Consider the following 23,189-nt stretch of genomic DNA (forward strand, 5'->3'; position numbering starts at 1 on the left):
GAGGTCTAACTCATGGCAGCTAAACCGTTTTTCCGTCGCCGCAAGGTATGTCCCTTCTCGGGCGACAACGCACCGAAGATCGATTACAAAGACACTCGTCTTCTGCAGCGCTACATCTCTGAGCGTGGCAAAATCGTTCCTTCGCGTATCACCGCCGTTTCGGCAAAGAAGCAGCGTGAACTGGCCCGTGCTATCAAGCGCGCCCGTTTCCTTGCTCTGCTTCCCTACGCCGTTAAGTAAGGGGACCTGATCAATGCAAGTTATCCTTCTGGAACGTGTAGCCAAGCTTGGCCAAATGGGCGACGTCGTAGACGTTAAGCCTGGTTACGCACGCAACTTCCTGTTGCCCCAGGGCAAAGCCCTGTCGGCATCTCAGGCCAACATTACTTCTTTTGAATCCCAGAAAGCGCAGCTTGAAGCGCACAACCTGGAGACCAAGAAAGAAGCTGACGCACTGGCTGAAAAGCTGGGCGGCGAACAGTTCATCGTGATTCGCTCGGCCTCGGACGCTGGCGCGCTTTACGGCTCTGTTTCTCCACGTGACGCCGCTGATGTCGCGACTGAAGCTGGCTTCACCGTCGACAAGAAGCAGATCATCCTGACTGCTCCGATCAAAGAGCTGGGCCTGCACACTGTCACTGTACGTCTGCACCCTGAGGTCGAAACCGAGATTGGCCTGAACGTGGCACGCTCGGTCGAAGAAGCCGAATTGCAGGCTTCGGGCAAATCGATCCAAGAACTGGCCGCTGAAGCAGAAGCTGAAGCCGAGTTCGAGATTGCAGAACTGTTTGACGATATCGGCGCAGCCGCATCGGAAGATGATGATCTGGCCGAAGCCGTCGAAGACGCTCCTGCAGCGGACGAGACCAAAGAAGAAGAGTAATCTTCCTTCGATACAAGATCCTAAGGGCCGCTCCAATTGGGGCGGCCTTTTTCATTTGGCGCACCCGATGTGTAAAACACTCCTGTACGCGCGTTTATTTGTGAACAGATTTGTGCAGGCTGGCCGTTTTGGCCTAACCTTCTTGCACCAGTTTAGTTTGTAGAAGGATCACTGCAGATGATTTCCTACGTCACGGTCGGGGCCGATGACATAGCCCGCGCGAAACGGTTTTACTCCGCAGTCCTCTCCCCTCTTGGCTATGAAATAGAAGAAAGCGACGAGGGGCTGGGGTTTACGTTGCCCGATCAATCCGCCCCGTCCACAACGCTCTACGTTCGGCTGACGTTTGATGGTCGACCAGCGACGGCAGGGAACGGCACGATGATTGCTTTCAAAGCGCGCAGTCAGAAACAGGTGCGTGCGCTTCATTCTGCCGCGCTCGCCGCAGGCGGGTTTGACGAAGGCCAACCGGGCTTTCGTGACTTGTATGGGCCATACTTCTACGTGGGCTACCTTCGCGACCCACAAGGCAACAAAATTGCATTGTTATCCAATGATCGGAACGAACCAGGGCGCGATGGCTAGAACCCTAGATAAGCACGCCCTCGCCGACGCTCACAAAGCCCCTACCCGGCGTCTCAATCCCCACCTATGCTCGCGCGCATGACACATTATTCACGACGCTATGCAATTCTTTCACTCGCCGCAGTCTCAGTAAGTGCTTGTTCTAGGCGAAAGAAAGACGAGCCACCGACACGCATCAAAACCAGTGATGCGTTCAACCCACCGCTTTACCCCAACGAAACGCCAGAGCTGCGCGCGCTGATCAATAAATGGGCCGACCATTACGAAATCCCACGCGAACTAGTGCACCGGCAAGCTGTGCGCGAAAGCACACACCGTCCCTGGGCGCGCAACGGGCCCTATTGGGGACTTTTGCAGATCCTGCCCCAAACGGCGCGCACCATGGGCCATCGTGGCCCGGCGAAAGAGCTATTGGACCCCGATGTGAACCTGAAATACGCAGGAAAGTACCTGAAAGGTGCGTACCTCGTATCTGGCGGCAGCATTGAAGGCGCGATGAAATGGTATGCGCGCGGCTATTATTACGAGGCTAAGCGGCTGGGACTGCTGGTCGAAACAGGACTGCGCCCCGGATAAGCTCAATCCGACGTTCCTAACAAAAAAGGCCGCCCACTGGGCGGCCTTTTCGTTTGAACGAATGATCCGTTCTTATTCTTCTTCCAGAGTCTCAACAGCTTTCTGAAGATCGTCTTTCGAGACTTCTTTTTCAGAAACCTTGGCCAGCTCAAAGACATAGTCGACAACTTTGTCTTCGAAGATCGGCGCTTGCAACTGCTGACGCATCTGCGGGTTTTGCTGAACGAATTCAAAGAATTGCTTCTCTTGACCCGGATACTGACGGGCTTGGTTCATAACCGCTTGCGTCATCTCAGCGTCGGTGACTTCGATCTCGGCTTTCTGACCCAGTTCGGCCAGAAGCAGACCAAGGCGCACGCGGCGACCGGCAAGTTTCTTATGCTCGTCTGTGGTTTCGATTTCCGGGTGATCGTGACCTTGCACGTCCGGGTTTTCTTCATGCCACAGCTGATGTGCGATCTGGCCAGCTTCTGCATCCAGAAGCGACGGTGGCAGATCGAAATCAACCAACTTGTCCAGTTCGTCCAGCAGGCCGCGTTTCATAACAGCGCGTGCAGCACCTGCGAATTCAGCTTCCAGACGCTCACCGATCTGCGCTTTCAAAGCATTCAGATCTTCGGCACCAAACTTGGTGGCCAGCTCGTCGTTTACTTCAGCGGCGACAGGCTCTTTGACTTCTTTCACTGTGCATTCGAACACAGCGTCTTTGCCAGCCAGGTTTTCCGCACCGTATTCGGCAGGGAAAGCTACTTTAACTTCAACTTCTTCACCAGCTTTGGCGCCAACCAGCTGCTCTTCGAAACCCGGAATGAACGAGTTCGAACCCAGAACCAGCGGGTAGTCTTCAGCAGCGCCACCATCAAAGGCTTCGCCGTCTACTTTACCAAGGAAGTTGATCACAACTTGGTCGCCATCTTTCGATTTCGAACCTTTCTTGCGATCTTTGAAGTCCTGAGCGGTCTCGGCCAGGTTGGCCAGCGCTTCGTCGACTTCGCCTTCACCGGCCTTCACGACCAGTTTTTCCAGCTTGATGCCTTTCAGATCGACCTCAGGGATCGCGGGAAGGGCTTCGTACGACATTTCAATCTCAACGTCGTCGCCTTCTTTCCAATCTTCGTTGGTCATCTTCACGTCAGGCTGCATCGCCGGACGGTCACCCGATTCTTCGAAGTGCTTGTTCATCGCGCCATCAACAGCTTCCTGCATGGCTTCGCCCATCAGGCGCTCACCGAACTGCTTTTTCAGAAGCGCCATAGGCACTTTGCCTTTGCGGAAGCCTTTCATTTCGACTTCGGGTTGGGCTTCAACCAGCTTTTCGTTGACTTTGGAGTCCAGATCAGCGGCAGGAACCACGATCTTATAGCCGCGTTTCAGACCTTCGTTCAGCGTCTCGGTGACCTGCATCGTCTCGTCCTTCTTTCAATTTTGGTGCGGGTGAAGGGACTCGAACCCCCACGCCTTGCGGCGCCAGAACCTAAATCTGGTGCGTCTACCAATTCCGCCACACCCGCTAAAACCGAGGACGGCCCACGTTTTCAGGACGGGGCCGTCCAAATTCGCGCCCTTCTAGCACCAGTGCGCAGCGGATGCGAGAGGAAAAGCGCCCTTATACGGCGGGAGTTTGCGCAATTTCTTACTCTTTCGGCAGGTAGGCCCGGCGGAAGACCCAGAATCAGGCGCTCACGCCCCCAGTTTACGGAAGACGGCGGGCAATTGTTCCGGCAGATCTTCGGCGATCAGGCCCGGTCCAAACTCCAGCGCACATTCCACATGCAACCACGCGGCGGTTTCTGCCGCCTGCATCGGAGCGAAACCCCGCGCGAGCAGCCCGGAGATAAAGCCCGCCAGCACATCGCCTGATCCAGCGGTGGCCAGCCAAGGAGCGGACCGTTCGTAGGCGGCAGAGTTGATCGAACATGCGCCATCAGGCGCAGCAATCACCGTATCTGGCCCCTTAAACAGCACCACGCACCCTGCCCGCGCCGCGGCCTCTCGGGTCGCGTCCACTTTGGAATAGGCTGGACCTTTGGTGGCGGGAGCACTCAGCTTCTCGGCGATGTCGGGGAACAACCGCGCGAACTCTCCTGCATGGGGTGTCAGTACGCAGTACTCGTGCAACATGTCGAACAGCACAGACGGATCGTCCGCGAACGCCGTCAACGCATCCGCATCCAGCACTGTCGCGCGCTTCACCGCCAAAGCAACCGGCACCAAATCCCGCGCGCGTTCCTGCCCCAAACCCGGTCCAAGGCACAGCGCATTCAGCCGTTCATCCGCCAACACAGCCTCCAACGTCTGCGCATCCCCAACCGGAGACAACATAATCGCATCCAACCGCGCCGCGTTTTCTTGCAGCGCGCCGGGTGTGGGGGCAACGGTGACAAGCCCTGCCCCGATACGCAGCGCCCCACGGGCCGCAAGACGTGCGGCACCGCCTTTGCCGGAAGGGCCAGAGAGAATAAGCGCGTGGCCGTGAGAGTATTTATGGCAAGGCCTCTCCGCAAGAACCCCATACACGTGTTTATGTGCCGCCCTAGAGCGAGACCTTCCAGCTTCATAGAGAATGGAATAATCTCTACGTGAGGATGGAACGAAGTTGGATATCCCGATTTCCTGAACCTTTAGAGCGTCGGCTTGATCTGATAAAATACTCAATTCATGCCCAACTCGCTTACGCTCAAAGGTGACGATAAGGCCTACGCCCAACGGGCCATCACTATAGTCGTGTGTTTCATCCATAAACTTACCGCTGTCTGCGCAAAAGCCGGATGGGACATCAATCGCCACATCAATCCCAAGCTTAAACATCTCTAAGCAAAATACCTTTGCCTCACCACTGAGCGGACGCGACAACCCGGTGCCGAACACCGCATCAATCACAAGATCAAAACCCTGTCTGCGCAATTCCCATGCATCAGGCGCTTTACCAACAATCTCGCCGCCCAACTCACACCACCGCTCATAGTTCACACGTGCGTCCGGGGGCAGCTTGTCTGCGTCTCCATAGAGGAACACCTCGACCTCCCAGCCCCACTCTTTCAGAAAACGCGCGACCACAAACCCGTCGCCGCCATTATTCCCCGGACCGCACAGCACCACAGCCTTGTGAGAGGTCTTGGCAAGCTCGGGCCATTCCTCAAAAATCGCCTCGACCACGCCCCTGCCCGCACGCTCCATCAGCTCCAGCCCGGTGACCTCACCTGAGTCGATGGCCGCTTGCTCGATCGCCCTCATTTGGGCCGCTGTCAGCAATTCAGTCATGGGTCACCTTTCGCCAAATGCTCAATTCTTAAACCAACTGCCTAATTTTTATGCAGTAGCCCGGAAATCGGTCGAAATTGACCGCCCTGCGTCAGCCTATCCAATTGTCGCGCCCATAGGAAAGTGGTCTTTGGGTCGCAACGCGAGCAACCACATGAGGGATGCAGATGAAAAAGATCGAAGCCATCATCAAGCCGTTCAAGCTGGATGAAGTGAAAGAAGCCCTGCAGGATATCGGCGTGCAAGGTCTTTCAGTGATCGAGGTGAAGGGTTTTGGCCGTCAAAAAGGCCACACCGAGCTTTACCGCGGCGCCGAATACGTCGTCGACTTCCTGCCCAAAGTGAAGATCGAGATCGTTCTGCCCGACGATCAGGTCGAAGACGCCATCGAGGCGATCATCGACGCGGCCAAGACCGACAAGATCGGCGACGGCAAAATCTTTGTCTCGCCCGTAGAACAAGCCATTCGCATCCGCACCGGTGAAACCGGCGACGATGCTCTTTGACCAAAACGAACAGACACGAACCAAAGGATACTGATATGAGCGTTCAGAACGTACTCAAACAGATCAAGGAAGACGACATCGCGTATGTCGACATCCGCTTCACCGACGTACGCGGCAAGCTGCAGCACGTGACCGTGGATTGCGACCTTGTTGACGAAGACTTCCTTGAAGAAGGCTTTATGTTCGACGGCTCGTCGATTGCCGGCTGGAAGTCGATCGAAAGCTCGGACATGAAACTGATGCCCGACACCGAAAGCACCTATATCGACCCGTTCTATGCGGAAAAAACACTGTGCATTCACTGCTCGATCGTTGAGCCTGACACCGGGGAATCCTACGGTCGTGACCCGCGCGGCACCGCGCAGAAAGCCGAAGCTTACCTGAAGTCTTCGGGCATCGGCGACGTGGCCTATATGGGTCCGGAAGCTGAGTTTTTCCTGTTTGACGACGTTCGTTTCTCGAACACCATGAACAAAGTGTCGTTCGAAGTGGATGCGGTTGACGCGTCTTGGAACTCGGACGCTGAATACGAGATGGGCAACACAGGTCACCGTCCCGGCGTCAAAGGCGGCTACTTCCCCGTGAACCCGATTGACGACGCACAAGACCTGCGTTCGGAAATGCTGACCACGATGAAGAACATCGGCATGAAAACCGACAAACACCACCACGAAGTGGCGTCTTGCCAGCACGAGCTGGGCTTGATCTTTGACAGCCTGACCAAACAGGCTGACGAGCTGCAGAAATACAAGTACATCATCCACAACGTGGCGCATGCTTACGGCAAAACGGCTACCTTTATGCCCAAGCCCATCGCAGGCGACAACGGCACAGGCATGCACGTGAACATGTCGATCTGGAAAGACGGCAAGCCGCTTTTCGCTGGCGACAAATACGCTGACCTGAGCCAAGAAGCGATCTGGTTCATCGGCGGCATCCTGAAGCACGCCAAGACGCTGAACGCTTTCACCAACCCGTCGACCAACAGCTACAAGCGCCTGATCCCAGGCTTTGAAGCCCCCGTTCTGCGCGCCTATTCGGCCTCGAACCGGTCGGGTTGTGTACGTATTCCGTGGACGGAAAGCCCGAAAGCCAAGCGCGTTGAGGCTCGTTTCCCCGATCCCGCAGCGAACCCTTACCTGTGTTTCGCAGCGCTTCTGATGGCTGGCCTTGATGGCATCAAGAACAAGATCGATCCAGGCCCCGCTCAGGACAAAAACCTGTACGATCTGCCACCGGAAGAGCTGGAAGGCATCCCAACTGTTTGCGTGTCCTTGCGTGAAGCTTTGGGTGCTCTGGAAGCAGACAATGACTTCCTGACCGCTGGCGACGTGTTCACCAAAGACCAGATCCAAGGTTACATCGACCTGAAATGGGAAGAGGTCTACGCCTACGAGCACACACCCCACCCGGTCGAGTATCAGCTTTACTACAGCTGCTAAGACTTCGGAAAATCATACAAAAGGGCACCCAATCGGGTGCCCTTTTCGTTTCGCGCCTGTTGCAAGAAGTAATGCATTCCCAAACAAAAAGGCGCCCAGCAAGGCGCCTTTTTCCGAAACTCAGCTCCTTACTCAAGCAAGGACTGAATCAGGTAAGCTTCTTAGATCAGGAACTCGGAACCGTGCGTACGCTATTATGCGCGCCACGATACTGGCGATGGCCTTCCTGAATACAGTAAGCGTCACCCTCGGCTTTCGTCATGCCCGATGGCACTGCAATCGACTCGTCCCACTGAACGCGATCGCGCGTATACAGCTGGCAAGTTACGGTGCCTTTTGGCGTCTGAATTTGCACAGGGTTGCTCTCATATGCTGTTTTGCTGACGCAGCCTGCCATCACCCCTGAGGCGGTGATTGCAATCACCAAAGATAGTTTTTTCATAGTTTTTCCCGCTTTACTTTCTCACTGATCAAAAAAAACACCGCCGGGTGCCCGACCTTGATCTGTCATACTAATAGGGCTGAAATATGGCCGTTTCAAGCACCTAGGATTCTGCTAATAGCATCGTATTGTTAATTATTCTTCTATCGGTAGAGACAGCCCAAGGCTTCTTAATTTTTTCTCTTGCAGCACATATGTATGGATCGAGAACACAACGGCTTGTGTTTTGGGCAAGCGCTTCATGCTTTGACGCTCGACCCGAAGCCAGCTGGGTTTGGCTGCATCATAGCTTCGTCGCTCCTCTTCACGACGTGGCTGGAACAGTTCGGGATCATTGTAGCACAAATAGTTTGCCCGCCACATGGGACGGGACACCTGGATGCAATCAAACAATCGCTGAACACGGCGGGCAACATCTGGTGTGTATTCATCCACAGTACTGTGAATTTTTACCAATGGTTTCATGAACTTCTGGTCGATATGCCAACTCGCAGGAAAACACAGAATCGCGCCTGTCATTACGTGTTCATCACCCTGCTTTTGCAGGATGACAAAATCCTCCTGAACCATTGCGCCAAGTGTTAGCAACGGTAAGGATCGATCAATAACAACCTCCCGACCATCCGGACAGGTCACAGTGTTTTCGGCGATATCAAATCCGTCCATCCCAGATAATTCCACAAGAACCTCTTCCAGAAGTTCTTCGGCGGCAGGCAGCGCCATATCGCTCAACCTATGGGTGATTTTGCCATGTTCACGCATCAGAAACAGTCTGTGCTGCATTTGTGCACTATAGGCGTCATCAAATTGTAACCAATGACCCGGTTCAACGGGATTCAGGCCTGGAAGACGCGCAGTTTTCGGATCCGCCCAAGGCAGAATCGGAAGAAATTCCTGGCAAATCTCGACCATTTGAGAACTCCTCGATTGTCTTCAGCGACTTTGCGCAGCGCACGTGAAACGCGCAAGTCCTTTCCGATGTCGCTTTCACTGGAACCAACAACTCATCACCCTTGCGTGAACAATTCGACGTTGCTCTTGTCGATATGTCCCTACTTCGCCACCTTCTGAGGAGCCAATCAAACCATCAAAACTGCGCGGCCAGACAATCAGTTTCTGGCCAGTCTGTAGTTCCGACCGCGACAGGAGCCCACATGCCGACTGAAAAGTTCACTTTCCCAGGTCATGCCGGACATGATTTGGCCGCGCGTCTGGACCTTCCGGACGGTCCACATCTGGCCACGGCGCTCTTCGCCCATTGCTTCACCTGCGGTAAGGATATTGCAGCGGCCCGTCGTATTTCTGCGCGCCTTGCGGCCGTTGGCATTGCCGTGCTTCGCTTCGACTTTACCGGCCTTGGTCACTCTGATGGTGATTTCGAGAATACGAGTTTCACATCGAATGTGCGTGATCTGGAAAACGCAGCCCAAGCCCTAAGCGCGCGCGGGCTTCCCCCCAGCTTACTCATCGGGCATTCCCTTGGCGGAGCAGCCGTTATCAAAGCCGCGCCGGAACTCAGCGGCATTCAGGGTGTCGTCACCATCGGCGCACCCGCTGATCCGTCTCATGTCATTGAAAACTTTGCAGAAGAGCTCAGCAACATCCACGCTGATGGCTCATCCGAAGTGTGTTTGGGTGGACGCCCTTTCCGCATAAGCGCGGGGTTTGTCGAGGACGTGCAAAGCACCGAGCTTGAGGACGCGCTCAAAACTCTGGATGCCGCACTTCTGGTTCTGCACGCGCCGCGCGATCAGATCGTTTCGATCGACAATGCTGCCACCCTGTTCATGGGGGCCAAGCACCCCAAAAGCTTCGTGACACTGGATGATGCTGATCATCTGATCAGCCGCGCCACGGACGCGGAATATGTTGCTGATGTCATTGCGACCTGGGCCACGAAATACATCAACCTAACACCCCCGGCCCCGCCGCCCGGTGCCCCCGAAGGCATCGTTCGCGTGTCCGAAGCCGATGCACGTGGGTTCCTTCAGGACATTCAATCAGGACCAAATCACCACACACTCGCTGACGAACCCCTCGCTTATGGGGGCACCAACAAAGGCATGTCGCCCTATGGGTTTTTGTCTGCGGGGTTAGGGGCTTGTACCTCGATGACCATACGGATGTATGCCCGGCGAAAAGGGTGGCCATTGGAACATGTCCGGGTTGAGGTCAGCCATGACAAAGTGCACGCGCAAGATGCTGAAACCGGTGCAAAAAATCGGATCGACACATTTCGCCGTGAGATCCATCTGACGGGCAAATTGGATGCTGACCAGCGCCAGCGCCTGCTGGAAATCGCTGACCGCTGTCCGGTACACCGAACCCTCGAAAACTCCAGTCATATCGAGACAGTTTTGGCGGGATAACGACTGGATGACCACGGGGGAAAACCGCACGCAGAACGACATGTGCTGCTTTTTGCCTTGACCTGAGCCACCACCCCGTCAAAAACCCTTTTATGAGTACGGGCAGACTAACAATAGATCTGGATGCAGTGGTCGCAAACTGGCGCTCACTGGATGCCATGAGCGGCGCAGAGGTGCAAACCGCTGCGGTGGTGAAAGCCGATGGTTACGGCTTGGGTTCTGGCAGAATTGCCCGTGCCCTTGCGGCCGCTGGCACGCGTCGATTCTTTGTCGCCGTCGCCGAGGAAGCCGCCGCCCTGCGCGAAGCACTTGGTCCCGGCCCTGAGATCAGCGTGTTTTCAGGCCATATGTCTGGCGACACTGATATGATCCACGACCTTGGGCTGGTGCCCATGCTGAACTCGGTTGAACAAGTCACACGACACCTTGAAGCCCTGCCCGGTCACCCATTTGGCATTCAGCTGGACACCGGAATGAACCGGCTGGGGATGGAGCCCGGCGAATGGGCCGCCCTGCGCGACATTCTTCTGGCACAACACCCGCGCCTGATCATGAGCCATCTGGCCTGTACGGATGACCCCGATCACCCTATGAACCATCAGCAACTGTCGGCTTTCCACGACATGACGGACGGGATCGACGTTCCGCGCAGTATATCTGCCACGGGCGGCATCCTTCTGGGGCCGGACTATCACTTCGATCTTACCCGCCCCGGGATCGGTCTTTACGGTGGCTTGCCCTTCGAAGACGCACAAACCGTCGTCCATCTTGACCTTCCGGTCGTTCAAATCCGCGATCTTTCCGAGGGCGAAACCGTCGGGTATTCAAATACTTGGCAAGCTGAACAGCCGACCCGCGTGGCCACCGTTTGTGGCGGCTATGCAGACGGACTAAGCCGGCATTTGTCCAACCATGCCGTGATGTTTCACGAAGATACGCCCTGTCCGATCTTGGGGCGCGTTTCGATGGATTTGATCTGCGTCGACATCACCCACATTCGTGACACTCCTAAATCTTTAACAATGCTGTCCAAACAACAGACCGTTGATGATCTGGCTGAAATAGCTGGCACCATCGGGTATGAAGTCTTGACCCAACTGGGCGCGCGCTATGACCGCCACTATTCTAGGGGCCGCACATGAACGCCTTGACCAAACCTTTGGCCACGATAGGGCGCGTGACGCTTGGGTTCCTGGCCCTTGTCGGGCGCGTTGCTATCTTCGCGGGCCAATGTATCGCCCATATTGTCCGCCCCCCCTTCTATCCGCGTGAGCTTCTGACCGCGATCCTGAACATCGGCTATTTCAGCCTGCCTGTTGTCGGCCTGACCGCAATCTTCACCGGTGCGGCGCTGGCGCTTCAGATTTACTCGGGAGGACAACGTTTCTCGGCCGAGGCCGTGGTGCCGCAAATCGTTGCCATCGGCATGGTGCGCGAGCTTGGCCCGGTTCTGGTCGGCCTTATGATCGCGGCACGCGTGACATCCTCGATTGCAGCCGAAATCGCCACTATGAAAGTGACCGAGCAGATTGATGCACTGGTCACCCTATCGACCCACCCAATGAAATACCTGACCGCCCCACGCGTGCTGGCCGCCACACTGGTCGTCCCGCTTTTGGTCGGCATCGGGGACGTGATCGGCATCATGGGTGGCTTCATCGTGGGCACCCAACAACTTGGTTTCGCCACAGGCCCGTATCTAAACAATACGTGGAACTTCCTTGAGACCTCGGACATTGTGTCGTCGCTGATCAAAGGCGCGGCCTTTGGCTTTATCGCCGCCGTCATGGGCTGCTATCACGGCATGCGATCGGGCCGTGGCGCACAAGGCGTCGGTCGTGCTACAAAAACTTCGGTCGAGGCCGCAGCCGTTCTGATCCTTGCCGCCAACTTCCTTCTCACGAGCTTCTTTTTTGCCACATGATTGAACTTACAAACGTCCACAAAGCCTTTGGCCCGAAACGTGTTTTGGATGGGGTAAACCTGACCATCAACCGCGGCGAAAGCATGGTGATCATCGGCGGCTCTGGCACCGGCAAATCCGTGCTTTTGAAATGCGTTCTGGGTCTGATGACGCAAGATAGCGGCTCAATCACACTAGACGGGGAAGACACGTCGAAGGTCGAGCGTGACGCCTTTCTGGCCCGTTTTGGCATGCTCTTCCAAGGCGGCGCGCTTTTTGACAGCTTGCCGGTCTGGCAAAACGTCGCCTTCCGTCTATTGCGTGGCTCACTGGCCAAGCCCAAAGAAGAAGCCCGCGAAATCGCAATCGAAAAACTGCGCCGTGTGGGCCTGACTCCTGACGTCGCCGACCTGTTTCCTGCCGAGCTGTCTGGCGGCATGCAAAAACGCGTAGGCCTTGCCCGCGCCATCGCAGCTGAGCCCGAGATTATCTTCTTTGACGAACCCACCACCGGCCTTGACCCAATCATGTCCGGCGTCATCAACGACCTGATCCGCGAGATTGTGGTAGAGATGGGCGCCACCGCCATGACCATCACCCACGACATGTCATCCGTGCGCGTGATTGCGGACCATGTGGCGATGCTTCATGACGGGAAAATCCAGTGGACCGGCCCCGTGGGAGACATGGACAATTCGGGCGACCCTTATGTGGCACAGTTCATTTCAGGCAGCGCTGAGGGACCGATCGAGGCTGTGCGGTAAGAACCACAAGCGGGAAAACTTTTGAGTTTCTCCCCCAAACTCCAACTTGAGAAGTGACACAGGAGCACTTTCATAAAACCTATGAACATGCGTTACCTCAACCTCGCCCTTCTCATCGCCTTCCCCATCGCGTGGTTCGCGCCGCTTATGCGGGCGGGCATCAACCTGCCGCTGTTTGGATTGAAAGAGGTCAGCGTGATCTCGGGCTTGCAAGCGTTGTGGGATACGGACGTGATCCTCGCGCTTCTGGTCACCTTCTTTGCGGTGTTTGCTCCGATCATGAAAGTGCTGGGCTTGGCGTTGATCCAGTTCGGCATGATGCGACGCAAGATGCTGCCTGTGTTCAACGTCCTTGGAAAACTCGCGATGGCCGACATCTTCCTGATCGCGCTTTATATCGTGTTGGTGAAAGGCATCGGACTTGCCAAGATCGAGACCGGTTGGGGGCTTTATCTGTTCACCGCTTGCGTGCTGACCTCGATCGCAATCAGCTTTGCCACCGCGAAACGTCAAAAAGCCTGACGTCGCAACCGCCTAACCCCTTGCGCAAGGCGCACCAACCGGGCAGAAATTCCGAATGGCAAAAGCACAAAAAATCTTCACCTGTTCGGCCTGCGGGGCCAGTTCCTCGAAATGGTCGGGGCGTTGCGAAGGGTGCGGCGAATGGAACTCGATCGTTGAAGATGCGCCGCTAAGTGCGGGTCCTGCCTCGAAATCCTTGGGTGGCAAGCGTGGCGCGTCGATCACCCTGACCGATCTATCGACCGAAGAAGCTCCCCCGCCCCGCACGGAATGCGGCATGGGAGAGCTGGATCGCGTTCTAGGCGGCGGGCTTGTCCCCGGATCGGCCATTTTGGTGGGCGGTGATCCCGGTATCGGGAAGTCGACACTTCTGCTGCAAGCGGCTGCCCGCTTCGCGCAGGCAGGCTTGCCCACTATTTATGTTTCTGGCGAAGAAGCATCCGCACAGGTCCGTATGCGCGCCCAGCGACTGGGCCTTACGGACGCGCCGGTCCGGTTGGCTGCTGAAACCAATCTGCGCGACATCATGACCACATTGGACAACGAGCGCCCTGCCCTTGCGATCATCGATTCGATTCAAACCATGTGGGCCGACAATGTGGACAGCGCTCCCGGATCGGTCAGTCAGGTGCGCGCGGCCGCACATGAACTAACCACATTTGCAAAAAAACGCGGCATTTCCGTCGTCCTTGTGGGTCATGTCACGAAAGAAGGTCAGATCGCCGGTCCACGCGTGGTCGAACATATGGTCGACACAGTGCTTTATTTCGAAGGCGAACGTGGCCACCAGTTCCGCATCCTGCGCGCGGTCAAGAACCGCTTCGGTCCAGCAGATGAGATCGGCGTTTTTGAGATGACAGGGCAAGGGCTGTCCGAAGTCCTAAATCCCTCGGCACTTTTCCTGTCAGACCGCGAAGACCCGGCCCCTGGTTCGGTCGTGTTTGCTGGTATTGAAGGCACTCGGCCCGTGTTGGTCGAATTCCAAGCCCTCGTCGCGCCGTCGCCGCATTCACAACCCCGGCGTTCCGTTCTTGGCTGGGACGGAGGGCGCTTGGCGATGATCCTTGCGGTACTCGAAGCACGCTGTGGCATCCCATTTGCAGGCCTTGATGTTTACCTGAACGTCGCGGGCGGCATGAAGATCACCGAACCCGCCGCAGATCTGGCTGTGGCGGCGGCGCTACTTTCTGCCCGCGAGGACGCCGCGATCCCCAAAGAGACTGTGGTTTTTGGCGAAATCAGTCTATCAGGGGCGTTACGGCCTGTCGGACAGACAGAAAACCGGTTGAAAGAAGCGCAAAAACTTGGTTTCACGTCAGCCATCGCGCCAGAGCGCAGCAAGACAGGCTCGGGAATCCGGGCTGAACATTCAGAAGATGTCGGACCTAACCGGGTTCGTCGGAGATATTTTTGGGGCCGGATAGGCCCGACAACAGGGACGGTATTGGGCCTAGACCCGAACCGAAGTGACGAAGATGGAAGGTTTTACACTGATTGACGGGATCGTGGCCGCGGTCATTCTAATCTCGGCGATCTTGGCCTATTCGCGCGGCTTCGTGCGGGAAGGCATGTCAATCCTCGGCTGGATCGCCGCTGCGGTCTTGGCCTATATTTTTGCGCCACGCGCATTGCCGCTGATCAAAGAGATCCCGGTTCTTAAGGACTTCATTTCAGACAGCTGTGAATTGTCGATGATCGCAGCCTTTGCCGGCGTGTTCGCACTTGCGCTGGTTGTGGTGTCGATCTTTACGCCGCTCTTCTCATCGGCCGTACAGCGTTCGGCCCTTGGTGGGTTGGATCAGGCGCTTGGCTTTATCTTTGGTGTCGCACGCGGCTTGGTGCTGGTCGCCATTGCCTTGGTTGTTTATGACCGCATCGTCACAACGGACACGATCCCAATGGTGGATGACAGCCGCACCGCCAAGATCTTTGCGCGCACGCAGGATCGTATCAACGAACAGATCCCCGAGGACGCCCCCGGCTGGATCGTCGGAAAATATGAAGAGCTGGTCGGATCATGCTCGGGCGGCACGCCAAGCACCGAAGACACCGGCAGCTAATACACTCACAACGCGCCTTCGGGCGCGTTGTTTCATTCTGGGCCAGATAAAACGCACAGGGATTGTGATAGTTTGATGACATGGCGCAGCCTGTCCATTAAGAGAAGCCCAACGCCACGGAATCGGAGACTGCCGTCCATGTCCGACACCTCGCCTGCCTGCCCTTCAACCATGCCATTTGCGCATCCGTTTGATGACGACAAGCTAAAGGAGGAATGCGGCGTATTTGGTGTCATCGGCCTGAAAGACGCCGCGAACTTCGTGGCCCTTGGTCTTCACGCCCTGCAACACCGCGGACAAGAAGCAGGCGGCATCGTCTGCCACGACCCCGAAGAAGGCTTCAATTCTGCCCGTCGCTTTGGCTATGTGCGCGATAACTTCACCAAAGCCAGCGTGATGGAGACTTTGCCGGGTCCACTTGCCATTGGCCACGTGCGTTACTCCACCGCCGGATCAAAAGGCGCTGTCATCCGTGACGTGCAGCCTTTCTTTGGCGAGTTTTCGATGGGCGGGGCAGCCATTGCCCATAACGGCAACATCACAAATGCCGACGCCCTGCGCAAAGAACTGATTGAACGCGGTTCGATTTTCCAAAGCTCGTCTGACAGCGAATGCATCATCCACCTGATGGCCCGTTCGCTTCAACGCAACATTCCTGAACGCATGGAAGACGCACTGCGCCGTGTCGAAGGCGCGTTCTCGGTCGTGGCTATGACCCGCACCAAGCTGATGGGCGTGCGTGACCCGCATGGGGTTCGTCCGCTGGTTCTGGGCAAGCTGGGCGAAGGCTGGGTTCTGTCATCGGAAACCTGTGCGTTGGACATCATCGGGGCTGATTTCATTCGCGAGATTGAACCGGGCGAGATGGTGGTCATCACCGATCAAGGTGTCGACAGCACGTTTCCTTTCCGTCCGCAGCCCTCAAAGTTCTGTATCTTTGAACATGTCTACTTCTCGCGCCCTGACAGCATCTATGGTGGCCGTTCGGTCTATGAAACCCGCCGCCAGATCGGCGTAGAATTGGCCCGCGAAACCCCGGTCGATGCCGATCTGGTCTGCCCGATCCCGGACAGCGGCGTGCCCTCGGCCATCGGCTACAGCCAGGAAAGCGGCATTCCCTATGCACTTGGGATCATCCGCAACCAGTATATGGGCCGAACCTTTATTGAGCCGACCGAGCAAATCCGAAACATGGGTGTGCGCCTGAAGCTAAACGTGAACCGCGCCTTGATCCGCGGCAAACGTGTTATTCTGGTCGATGACAGCGTGGTGCGCGGTACGACAACCCGCAAAATCAAGGACATGCTTCTGGATGCAGGTGCCAAGGAAGTCCACTTCCGCATCGCCTCGCCTCCCACCGCTTGGCCTTGTTTCTATGGCGTCGACACACCCAACCGCGACAAGCTTTTGGCGGCCCAAATGACCGAAGACGAGATGTGCGCACATCTGAAGGTCGACAGCCTGAAATTCATCTCTCTGGATGGGCTTTACCGTGCTGTTGGCGAAGCGGAAGGCCGCAAGAACGACTGCCCACAATACTGCGACGCATGTTTCTCGGGCGAATACCCGGTGACACCTGCCGACCAGATCGAAAAAGGGTTCGAGATCAAGGCGGCGGAATAGTGAAGTTTCTGGAACGCTTCCGTCAGAACCGAAACGAGGATTTGTCCAAAGAATCCTCGCTGGCAGCGTTTCAACGACAGCGCGTATAAATGCCCCTGCTGCGACCAAAGCTTTTCGGGCATTTTTGATATCGGCTTCGATCACCCCGATCCATGGCCGTACGGAAACCGCAAGGAAAGCGGCCAAGAAGAGCTGGTCGTTGGCGATGATCGCCTTGGAACCGACTTGTGCAAATTTGCTGGGCACAACTTCGTCCGATCTGTTCTGTATCTTCCCATTCAAGGCACCGACGAAAAATTTGGATTCGGCTGCTGGGGATCACTAAGTGACGAGAGCTTGGACAGTTACCTTGAAGACGCGCGTGGAACAGCAAAGTTCGAGGGTGCTTTTTCATGGCTTGCAAACAGCCTGCCCTGCTTTGAAAGTACCGACCCGTTACCATGCAACATGACGCCCGGCGACAATGGGCAGCGCCCTACTTTGTGGGTTCAGGAAGGCCATGCATTTTTCGACACGCAGAACGACGGGATCAGCTTTGACACCCTTCTTGATATCTACGCTAAAACCGGAAATGATTTTCGCCCGCATCTTTCAGATGCATAAGGGGCTCACGTACTCGACATTTCAATTGGACAACGTTAAGTCGCCCCTATGACTGATACACAGAAAATCGCCCTCGTTACCGGTGCATCGCGTGGCCTTGGGGCCGCGTTGGCGCTGGAGCTTTCCAAAACGCATCACGTTGTCGCCGTGGGCCGCACCACAGGTGCGCTGGAAGAGCTGGATGACAAGATCAAGGCCGCCGGAGGGTCCGCCACTCTGGCGCCGATGGACATCACCAACAAAGACGCGATGGCGCATCTGTGTCGGTCGATCCATGATCGCTGGGGACCGATTGACGTCTGGGCGCACACCGCCATCTATGGCCCTGCCCTGATGCCGACGCCTGATCTGGACGACAAAGGCTGGACGCAGGCGTGGAATACAAATGTCGAAGCCACACGCAATTTGATCTTCATGGTTAATGCGTTGATGACAGATGACAGCACGGCGCTGTTCTTTGCGGATGATCATGCAGGCCAGAAGTTCTTTGCAGGCTACGGCGCCACCAAAGCGGCTCAGGTCGCGATGGTGCGCAGCTGGGCGGCTGAAAACGCCAATATCGGACCGCGCATTGTTGTTGCCGAACCCAAACCTCTTGCCACATCGATGCGGGGCCGGTTCTTCCCCGGTGAAGATCGCAGCACGCTTGCCCCCGTAGACGCCGAAGCGAAACGCATTTTGACTGACGCCGGGCTGGCTTGATCGCAACGCCCCCGTTTTCCTGACCGTCGATTGGACCGCTGTGCTTGCCGCACGCTCCAAGCTGCCCTATTGATTTGCCAACGGCCCAAAAACACTGGGCCAAACGGCGGAAAGGGCGGATCATGCGTATCCTCATCACAAATGACGACGGGATTAACGCGCCGGGGCTGATCGTCGCGGAAGCGATCGCCAATCAAGTCGCGCAGGATCTGGCGGGCGAAAAAGCCGAGATCTGGACCGTTGCCCCCGCGTTCGAACAATCCGGCGTTGGGCACTGTATCTCATACACCAGCCCGTTCATGATCGCCGAACTTGAACCCCGACGTTTTGCGGCCGAGGGCAGCCCCGCCGATTGCGTGTTGGCCGCCCTCTATGACGTGATGCCAGAACGCCCTGACCTTGTGATCTCGGGTGTGAACCGGGGCAACAACTCGGCCGAAAACGCGCTGTATTCCGGCACACTGGGTGCTGCGATGGAGGCCGCGCTTCAGGGTCTGCCCGCCATTGCTCTGTCGCAATATATGGGCGTGGGCACCAAGGATACTGGACAGCCCATTCCAAGCCGCCGAACGTTATGGGCCTGAAATCGTACAAAAGCTGATCGAAGCTGGGCCTTGGGACAAAGGTGCGAACTATCCTTTGTTTTACAACGTCAATTTCCCTCCGGTTGGGGCTGATCTTGTGAAAGGGGTGCGCGCTGCACCACAAGGATGGCGCCACGACGCCTTCTTTGGGACGCAAGCCCATCACAGCCCGTCTGGCCGCAAATTCCTGTGGATCAAAGGTGGACCGCAAGCAAACCCGTCCGAGCCCGGCATGGACCTGACCCTGAACCTTGAGGGCTACGTCTCAGTCACCCCGATGCGGGCCGATCTGACCGCCAATGACAGGCTATCGGCACTTGAGGATCTGTTTGCATGAACCAGGCAGACGGACAAACACAGGTGGCATGGGACGCTGAGCAAAAGATGCAGTTTCTGTTCGCCCTGCGCTCGAAGGGCGTCACGAACCCGCGCGTTCTGTCGGCTATGGAAGAGATTGACCGCGGCCCCTTTGTGCGTGGCGTTTTTGCCAAACGCGCCTATGAAGATATGCCCCTGCCGATTGCTTGCGGACAAACCATCTCGCAGCCGTCAGTTGTCGGGTTGATGACGCAAGCCGCCAACATCTCGCCACGCGACAAAGTGTTGGAACTTGGAACCGGGTCTGGATATCAAGCCGCCATCCTGTCGAAGCTCGCACGCCGCGTTTACACGGTTGATCGCCATCGTCGTCTGGTCGCCGAAGCCCGCGAACTTTTCGAAGAGATGGATTTGCACAATATCACCGCCATTACCGGGGATGGATCGCGTGGATTGCCCGATCAGGCCCCCTTTGATCGCATCATTGTCACCGCCGCCGCCGAGGACCCACCCAGTCCGCTCTTGGCGCAGCTGGCCGTTGGCGGTATCATGATCGTACCGGTAGGTCAGTCTGATACTGTTCAAAGCCTGATAAAGGTCACAAGAACCGAAACAGGTTTCGACTATGACGAGCTTTTGCCGGTGCGGTTTGTTCCCCTATTGGAAGGGCTGGGGCGCGAATAGCAATTTTCCCCGCGACGGCGGGATCAGGTTGGGATACCCCAGCCAGAATATAACAAGGCCCGAAAAGGGTCACATGCAGAGCCTGAAAAACAGGCCCATGGATTGAGGAAGACGAGCAATGCCACTCCACAGCACAATTGCGTGCCTGAAACCCCGTGCCGAAACACGCACCGGGGCGAAAACGCGTACAACAGTTTTACTTGGGTCACTACTGGCCCTAAGCGCCTGCGGCGACAATTTCGATCTGGATTTCAGGGGACTTGCGGGTGGCGACCTTTCGACCAGCCAAGCCGCCCAATCTGTCGGCACTGCGCAACGGCCAAAGCCTGATGCGCGCGGCGTGATCTCATACCCCAGCTATCAGGTCGCTTTGGCCAAACGTGGGGACACCGTTGCGAAAGTTGCGGGACGGATCGGCATGAACCCTGCGGAACTTGGTCGCTATAACGGTCTGGCGCTGGACGCCCCCCTGCGCGATGGAGAGCTTCTGGCTCTGCCCCGCCGTGTGGCTGAACCGACGACAGGCGTCATCAAGCCTGACGGCGAGATTGACATCAGCACTTTGGCAGGTGATGCGATCGACCGCGCTGGCAACACATCCAATGCGACAACCGCTCCGACAGTGTCAGGCCAGCAACCCGTCCGCCACCGCGTTCAGCGTGGCGAAACGGCTTATTCGATTGCTCGCAACTACGGCGTATCCGTACGATCCCTTGCCGATTGGAACGGATTGGGCTCCAACCTGACCGTTCGCGAGGGGCAGCACCTGTTGATCCCCGTTAAAGTATCCGCACCGGTGAAAGAAACCCGGATTTCGCAACCTGGTCAGGGGTCTGCTACACCGACACCGCCTTCGGCTGCCGCGGCGCTTCCAAAGGATGAGGTCAAGCAACCTGCCCCGAAAGCGCCGACTGCCCCGAAACTGTCGGACACACGCACGCAAGCAAGCTCTGCCAGAATGGCGCTGCCCGTGGCCGGCAAAGTCACAAGCCTTTTTGATGCCGAGAAAGCTGGCTATATCCTGATCTCTGCCAAACCCGGAGAGGCCGTGAAAGCCGCCGCAACAGGAACCGTGCGCTTGGTATCAAAGGATGTCGAAGGCGAAGAGATCGTTGTGATTGACCACGGAAATGGCACGCAAACGGCCTATAGCTTTATTGCGGGCATCAAGGTGAAGAAAGGCCAGAAGGTCAAACGCGGTCAGCAAATCGCTGTGGCAACCAAGAACCGCTACAACGCGATCCAGTTCCTTGTCTTCAAAGGCACGGAACCTGTGGACCCAATGCCGTATTTGAACTGATCGGGTTTAGGTCAGACTTGACGATTAAGGGCGGCCAAAGGGCCGCCCTTTCAATTTTGGGATCAAAGCGAAATGCGATACTGCGCAAAGCCGCTTTCTGTCATGCCAACCTCTTCGATTGTCATGCCCTCGACACCTTCAATGTGTTTCGACGCGGCAGGTCCGGTTTCAAACAACACCGTTGTTCCGTCGATCGAAGTGAAGGACCAATTTGCATCCGCCCGCGGGCTAACCGTGCCCTGTTCAACGATGTAGCGCACGATCACATCACGATTGGTATCTGGGCCTTCGAAAACCGTGGTTGTCCCATCAGCCCCGGGGAAATGCCCGCCGCCGCCTGCGCGGTAGTTGTTTGTGGCGATGATGAACTCTTGTGCGTCGTCAATAGGTTGACCACCGAACTTTAAGTTCTCGATGCGATGGGCATCCGGGGCCACGACCTCTCCGTCCCGGTTATAGCGCGCGGCTTGGCCAAGATTAATCTGATAGGTCACGCCGTCGATCACATCAAAATTGTAAGACGGCATTTCGGGGTTCAACAGGATGGCGTCCTCGGCCCCCGGATCAACTTGATTGAAGATGCTCGCTGACCTCTCAAGCCATTCACGCACTGTTGCACCGTTGATACGAACAGCCCGCACGGTGTTGGGGTAAAGATACAGATCCGCCACGTTCTTGATCGCGACATCCCCGACCGCCACATCGGTGTAGTAGTCCGGACCTCCGCGCCCACCTGCTTTGAACGGTGCAGCGGCCGATAAGATCGGCAGCCCTTCATGTTCCGTCCCCTGCATCATCTGTTTGATGTACCAGGTCTGCGCATTGGACACGATCTGGACCGAAGGATCATCCGCCACCAGCGCAAAATAACTGTGCAGAGGCGCATCCGTCTTGCCAACGGCACGGCGCACATAGGCAAGCGTTTCGTCATGATCGGACTGAACCGAAGCCAGAACCTTCGCATCGCTTTCCACAAGCGCTGTAATCGAACGATCCTCTTCGCGTTTATAGATCGGGCGCGCTTCCGACGTGTGTGACACCACGCGCCACGCGCCGCCGTCATGTTCGATCAAAAGATCGATCAGACCCATGTGGGACCCCCAGAAGCCACCCATGACAGCGGGTGTGCTCATAATCGTACCGCGTTCAACATCTACCCCGGGATAATCGGCATAGGTCGATGATGGGAAGACCAAATGCGAGTGCCCGGTCAGGATCGCGTCGATGCCTTCGATTGCAGCCAATGGGATCGAGGCGTTTTCCATTCCATCGCTATGATCCGCAGCACCGATTCCGGAATGCGACAGGGCAATGATCAGATCTGCGCCTTCTTCGCGCATCTGTGGGATGTATGCGCGGGCGGCCTCGATAATATCGCGGGCCTGTACGTTACCTTCCAGATGGCGGCGATCCCAGTTCATGATCTGCGGCGGCACGAAACCGATAAAGCCGATCTTAATAGGTTGAGTAGTTCCCGCACCATTGGTGATAGAGCGTTCGACAATCACATAAGGCGGCAAAAGCGTTTCATCTTCGCGCGGCGTGGCCCCCAATTTCTTGGCAACATTCGCACAAACAACAGGGAAACCGGACCCGGCGAGCGACTTCATCAAGAAATCCAGACCGTAGTTGAACTCATGATTGCCCAAAGTCGACGCGTCAAACCCCAATGTATTCATGGCGTTGATAACCGGATGGGTGTCGCCTTCCTTCATGCCACGTTCATAGGCGATGTAGTCACCCATGGGATTTCCCTGAAGGAAATCTCCATTGTCCAACAGCAACGAATTTGTCGCCTCGGCCCGGACATCGTTGATTAACGAAGCCGTGCGCGCCAAGCCAACCCTGTCCGTCTCGCGGTCAGAATAGTAGTCATATGGAAAGACATGAACATGCAGGTCCGTCGTTTCCATGATGCGCAAATGGGCCTGATTGGTGGACGCCTGGACAGAGTAAGGATGAAGCGCGATGAAACCGGCTGATCCAGCCAGAAAACCGCGACGAGTCATTGAAAGGGACATGAGAACCTCGGTCGTGTTGGTATGATTTCGGAATGCTATGG

Annotated in this window: 22 protein-coding genes, 1 tRNA gene and 2 pseudogenes; 19 read left to right on the plus strand and 6 right to left on the minus strand. The window is 56.4% G+C overall.

Annotated features, from left to right (window positions below):
• Window positions 1-12 precede the first annotated feature (12 nt).
• The 4 genes from rpsR to AC0L6A_RS10860 all read left to right on the plus strand — a co-directional run bounded on the left by rpsR (window position 13) and on the right by AC0L6A_RS10860 (window position 2,044).
• Window positions 13-240, plus strand: coding sequence for a 30S ribosomal protein S18 (rpsR, locus tag AC0L6A_RS10845; protein WP_005982441.1), 228 nt, complete (start codon window positions 13-15; stop codon window positions 238-240).
• A 13-nt stretch (window positions 241-253) separates the two neighbouring features.
• A complete protein-coding gene (gene rplI, locus AC0L6A_RS10850) occupies window positions 254-883 on the plus strand; it encodes a 50S ribosomal protein L9 (RefSeq protein WP_473289985.1) in 630 nt (209 codons plus the stop codon).
• A gap of 177 nt (window positions 884-1,060) precedes the next feature.
• Window positions 1,061-1,468: a VOC family protein gene (locus AC0L6A_RS10855; RefSeq protein ID WP_473289987.1), complete on the plus strand. Its 408-nt coding sequence runs from the start codon at window positions 1,061-1,063 to the stop codon at window positions 1,466-1,468.
• A gap of 78 nt (window positions 1,469-1,546) precedes the next feature.
• Entirely contained in the window at window positions 1,547-2,044 is a 498-nt protein-coding gene (locus tag AC0L6A_RS10860) for a transglycosylase SLT domain-containing protein (RefSeq protein WP_473289988.1), read from the plus strand.
• A gap of 72 nt (window positions 2,045-2,116) precedes the next feature.
• Here AC0L6A_RS10860 and tig read toward each other — a convergent pair whose 3' ends face one another.
• The 3 genes from tig to AC0L6A_RS10875 form a co-directional block, all read right to left on the minus strand.
• Window positions 2,117-3,448 (minus strand): trigger factor, encoded by a 1,332-nt coding sequence (gene tig / locus AC0L6A_RS10865; RefSeq protein ID WP_473289989.1) that lies wholly within the window; start codon window positions 3,446-3,448, stop codon window positions 2,117-2,119.
• A 22-nt stretch (window positions 3,449-3,470) separates the two neighbouring features.
• Window positions 3,471-3,555: transfer RNA gene (locus AC0L6A_RS10870), tRNA-Leu, on the minus strand.
• 169 nt (window positions 3,556-3,724) lie between these two features.
• Complete coding sequence (locus AC0L6A_RS10875; protein ID WP_473289991.1) at window positions 3,725-5,305, minus strand: NAD(P)H-hydrate dehydratase; 1,581 nt, start codon at window positions 5,303-5,305, stop codon at window positions 3,725-3,727.
• 167 nt (window positions 5,306-5,472) lie between these two features.
• Here AC0L6A_RS10875 and AC0L6A_RS10880 point away from each other — a divergent pair, with 167 nt between their 5' ends.
• Complete coding sequence (locus tag AC0L6A_RS10880) at window positions 5,473-5,811, plus strand: P-II family nitrogen regulator (protein ID WP_473289992.1); 339 nt, start codon at window positions 5,473-5,475, stop codon at window positions 5,809-5,811.
• A gap of 35 nt (window positions 5,812-5,846) precedes the next feature.
• Window positions 5,847-7,253: a type I glutamate--ammonia ligase gene (gene glnA, locus AC0L6A_RS10885; RefSeq protein ID WP_473289993.1), complete on the plus strand. Its 1,407-nt coding sequence runs from the start codon at window positions 5,847-5,849 to the stop codon at window positions 7,251-7,253.
• A gap of 166 nt (window positions 7,254-7,419) precedes the next feature.
• Here the strand turns inward: glnA and AC0L6A_RS10890 are convergent, their stop codons facing one another.
• Window positions 7,420-7,695 carry a hypothetical protein gene (locus tag AC0L6A_RS10890; protein ID WP_473289994.1) on the minus strand — a complete coding sequence of 92 codons (276 nt, stop codon included), beginning with the start codon at window positions 7,693-7,695 and terminating at the stop codon, window positions 7,420-7,422.
• A 135-nt stretch (window positions 7,696-7,830) separates the two neighbouring features.
• The gene (locus AC0L6A_RS10895) at window positions 7,831-8,607 is read right to left on the minus strand and encodes a heme-dependent oxidative N-demethylase family protein (RefSeq protein ID WP_473289996.1); all 777 of its coding nucleotides are present in this window, start codon (window positions 8,605-8,607) and stop codon (window positions 7,831-7,833) included.
• A gap of 242 nt (window positions 8,608-8,849) precedes the next feature.
• Here AC0L6A_RS10895 and AC0L6A_RS10900 point away from each other — a divergent pair, with 242 nt between their 5' ends.
• From AC0L6A_RS10900 to AC0L6A_RS10960, 13 genes and pseudogenes are all read left to right on the plus strand, one after another.
• A complete protein-coding gene (locus tag AC0L6A_RS10900; protein WP_473289997.1) occupies window positions 8,850-10,064 on the plus strand; it encodes a bifunctional alpha/beta hydrolase/OsmC family protein in 1,215 nt (404 codons plus the stop codon).
• A gap of 92 nt (window positions 10,065-10,156) precedes the next feature.
• Complete coding sequence (gene alr / locus AC0L6A_RS10905; RefSeq protein ID WP_473289998.1) at window positions 10,157-11,206, plus strand: alanine racemase; 1,050 nt, start codon at window positions 10,157-10,159, stop codon at window positions 11,204-11,206.
• A complete protein-coding gene (locus AC0L6A_RS10910) occupies window positions 11,203-11,988 on the plus strand; it encodes an MlaE family ABC transporter permease (RefSeq protein WP_473290000.1) in 786 nt (261 codons plus the stop codon). Before alr ends, AC0L6A_RS10910 begins: the two co-directional genes overlap by 4 nt.
• Window positions 11,985-12,731: an ABC transporter ATP-binding protein gene (locus AC0L6A_RS10915; RefSeq protein ID WP_473290001.1), complete on the plus strand. Its 747-nt coding sequence runs from the start codon at window positions 11,985-11,987 to the stop codon at window positions 12,729-12,731. The genes AC0L6A_RS10910 and AC0L6A_RS10915 overlap by 4 nt, the downstream gene beginning before the upstream one ends.
• An 81-nt stretch (window positions 12,732-12,812) precedes the next feature.
• The gene (locus AC0L6A_RS10920; RefSeq protein ID WP_473290003.1) at window positions 12,813-13,253 is read left to right on the plus strand and encodes a paraquat-inducible protein A; all 441 of its coding nucleotides are present in this window, start codon (window positions 12,813-12,815) and stop codon (window positions 13,251-13,253) included.
• Between the two features lie 55 nt (window positions 13,254-13,308).
• A pseudogene (gene radA / locus AC0L6A_RS10925) lies at window positions 13,309-14,677 on the plus strand (DNA repair protein RadA).
• Window positions 14,678-14,728: 51 nt separating this feature from the next.
• Window positions 14,729-15,313, plus strand: a complete 585-nt coding sequence (locus AC0L6A_RS10930) for a CvpA family protein (protein ID WP_473290004.1) — start codon at window positions 14,729-14,731, stop codon at window positions 15,311-15,313.
• A gap of 171 nt (window positions 15,314-15,484) precedes the next feature.
• Window positions 15,485-16,936: an amidophosphoribosyltransferase gene (gene purF, locus AC0L6A_RS10935; protein WP_473293470.1), complete on the plus strand. Its 1,452-nt coding sequence runs from the start codon at window positions 15,485-15,487 to the stop codon at window positions 16,934-16,936.
• A gap of 39 nt (window positions 16,937-16,975) precedes the next feature.
• A complete protein-coding gene (locus AC0L6A_RS10940) occupies window positions 16,976-17,539 on the plus strand; it encodes a DUF2199 domain-containing protein (protein ID WP_473293472.1) in 564 nt (187 codons plus the stop codon).
• 48 nt (window positions 17,540-17,587) lie between these two features.
• Window positions 17,588-18,241 (plus strand): SDR family NAD(P)-dependent oxidoreductase, encoded by a 654-nt coding sequence (locus AC0L6A_RS10945; RefSeq protein ID WP_473290005.1) that lies wholly within the window; start codon window positions 17,588-17,590, stop codon window positions 18,239-18,241.
• Window positions 18,242-18,363: 122 nt separating this feature from the next.
• Window positions 18,364-19,162 (plus strand): annotated as a pseudogene (surE, locus tag AC0L6A_RS10950) (5'/3'-nucleotidase SurE).
• Entirely contained in the window at window positions 19,159-19,827 is a 669-nt protein-coding gene (locus AC0L6A_RS10955) for a protein-L-isoaspartate(D-aspartate) O-methyltransferase (RefSeq protein ID WP_473290007.1), read from the plus strand. The pseudogene surE and the gene AC0L6A_RS10955 overlap by 4 nt, the downstream one beginning before the upstream one ends.
• 118 nt (window positions 19,828-19,945) lie before the next feature.
• Window positions 19,946-21,127 carry a LysM peptidoglycan-binding domain-containing protein gene (locus tag AC0L6A_RS10960; RefSeq protein ID WP_473290008.1) on the plus strand — a complete coding sequence of 394 codons (1,182 nt, stop codon included), beginning with the start codon at window positions 19,946-19,948 and terminating at the stop codon, window positions 21,125-21,127.
• A gap of 62 nt (window positions 21,128-21,189) precedes the next feature.
• On the opposite strand, the gene AC0L6A_RS10965 is transcribed toward AC0L6A_RS10960, so the two are convergent.
• A complete protein-coding gene (locus AC0L6A_RS10965) occupies window positions 21,190-23,148 on the minus strand; it encodes a bifunctional 2',3'-cyclic-nucleotide 2'-phosphodiesterase/3'-nucleotidase (RefSeq protein WP_473290009.1) in 1,959 nt (652 codons plus the stop codon).
• Window positions 23,149-23,189 lie beyond the last annotated feature (41 nt).

The organism is Aliiroseovarius sp. D2-2, from assembly GCF_055809455.1.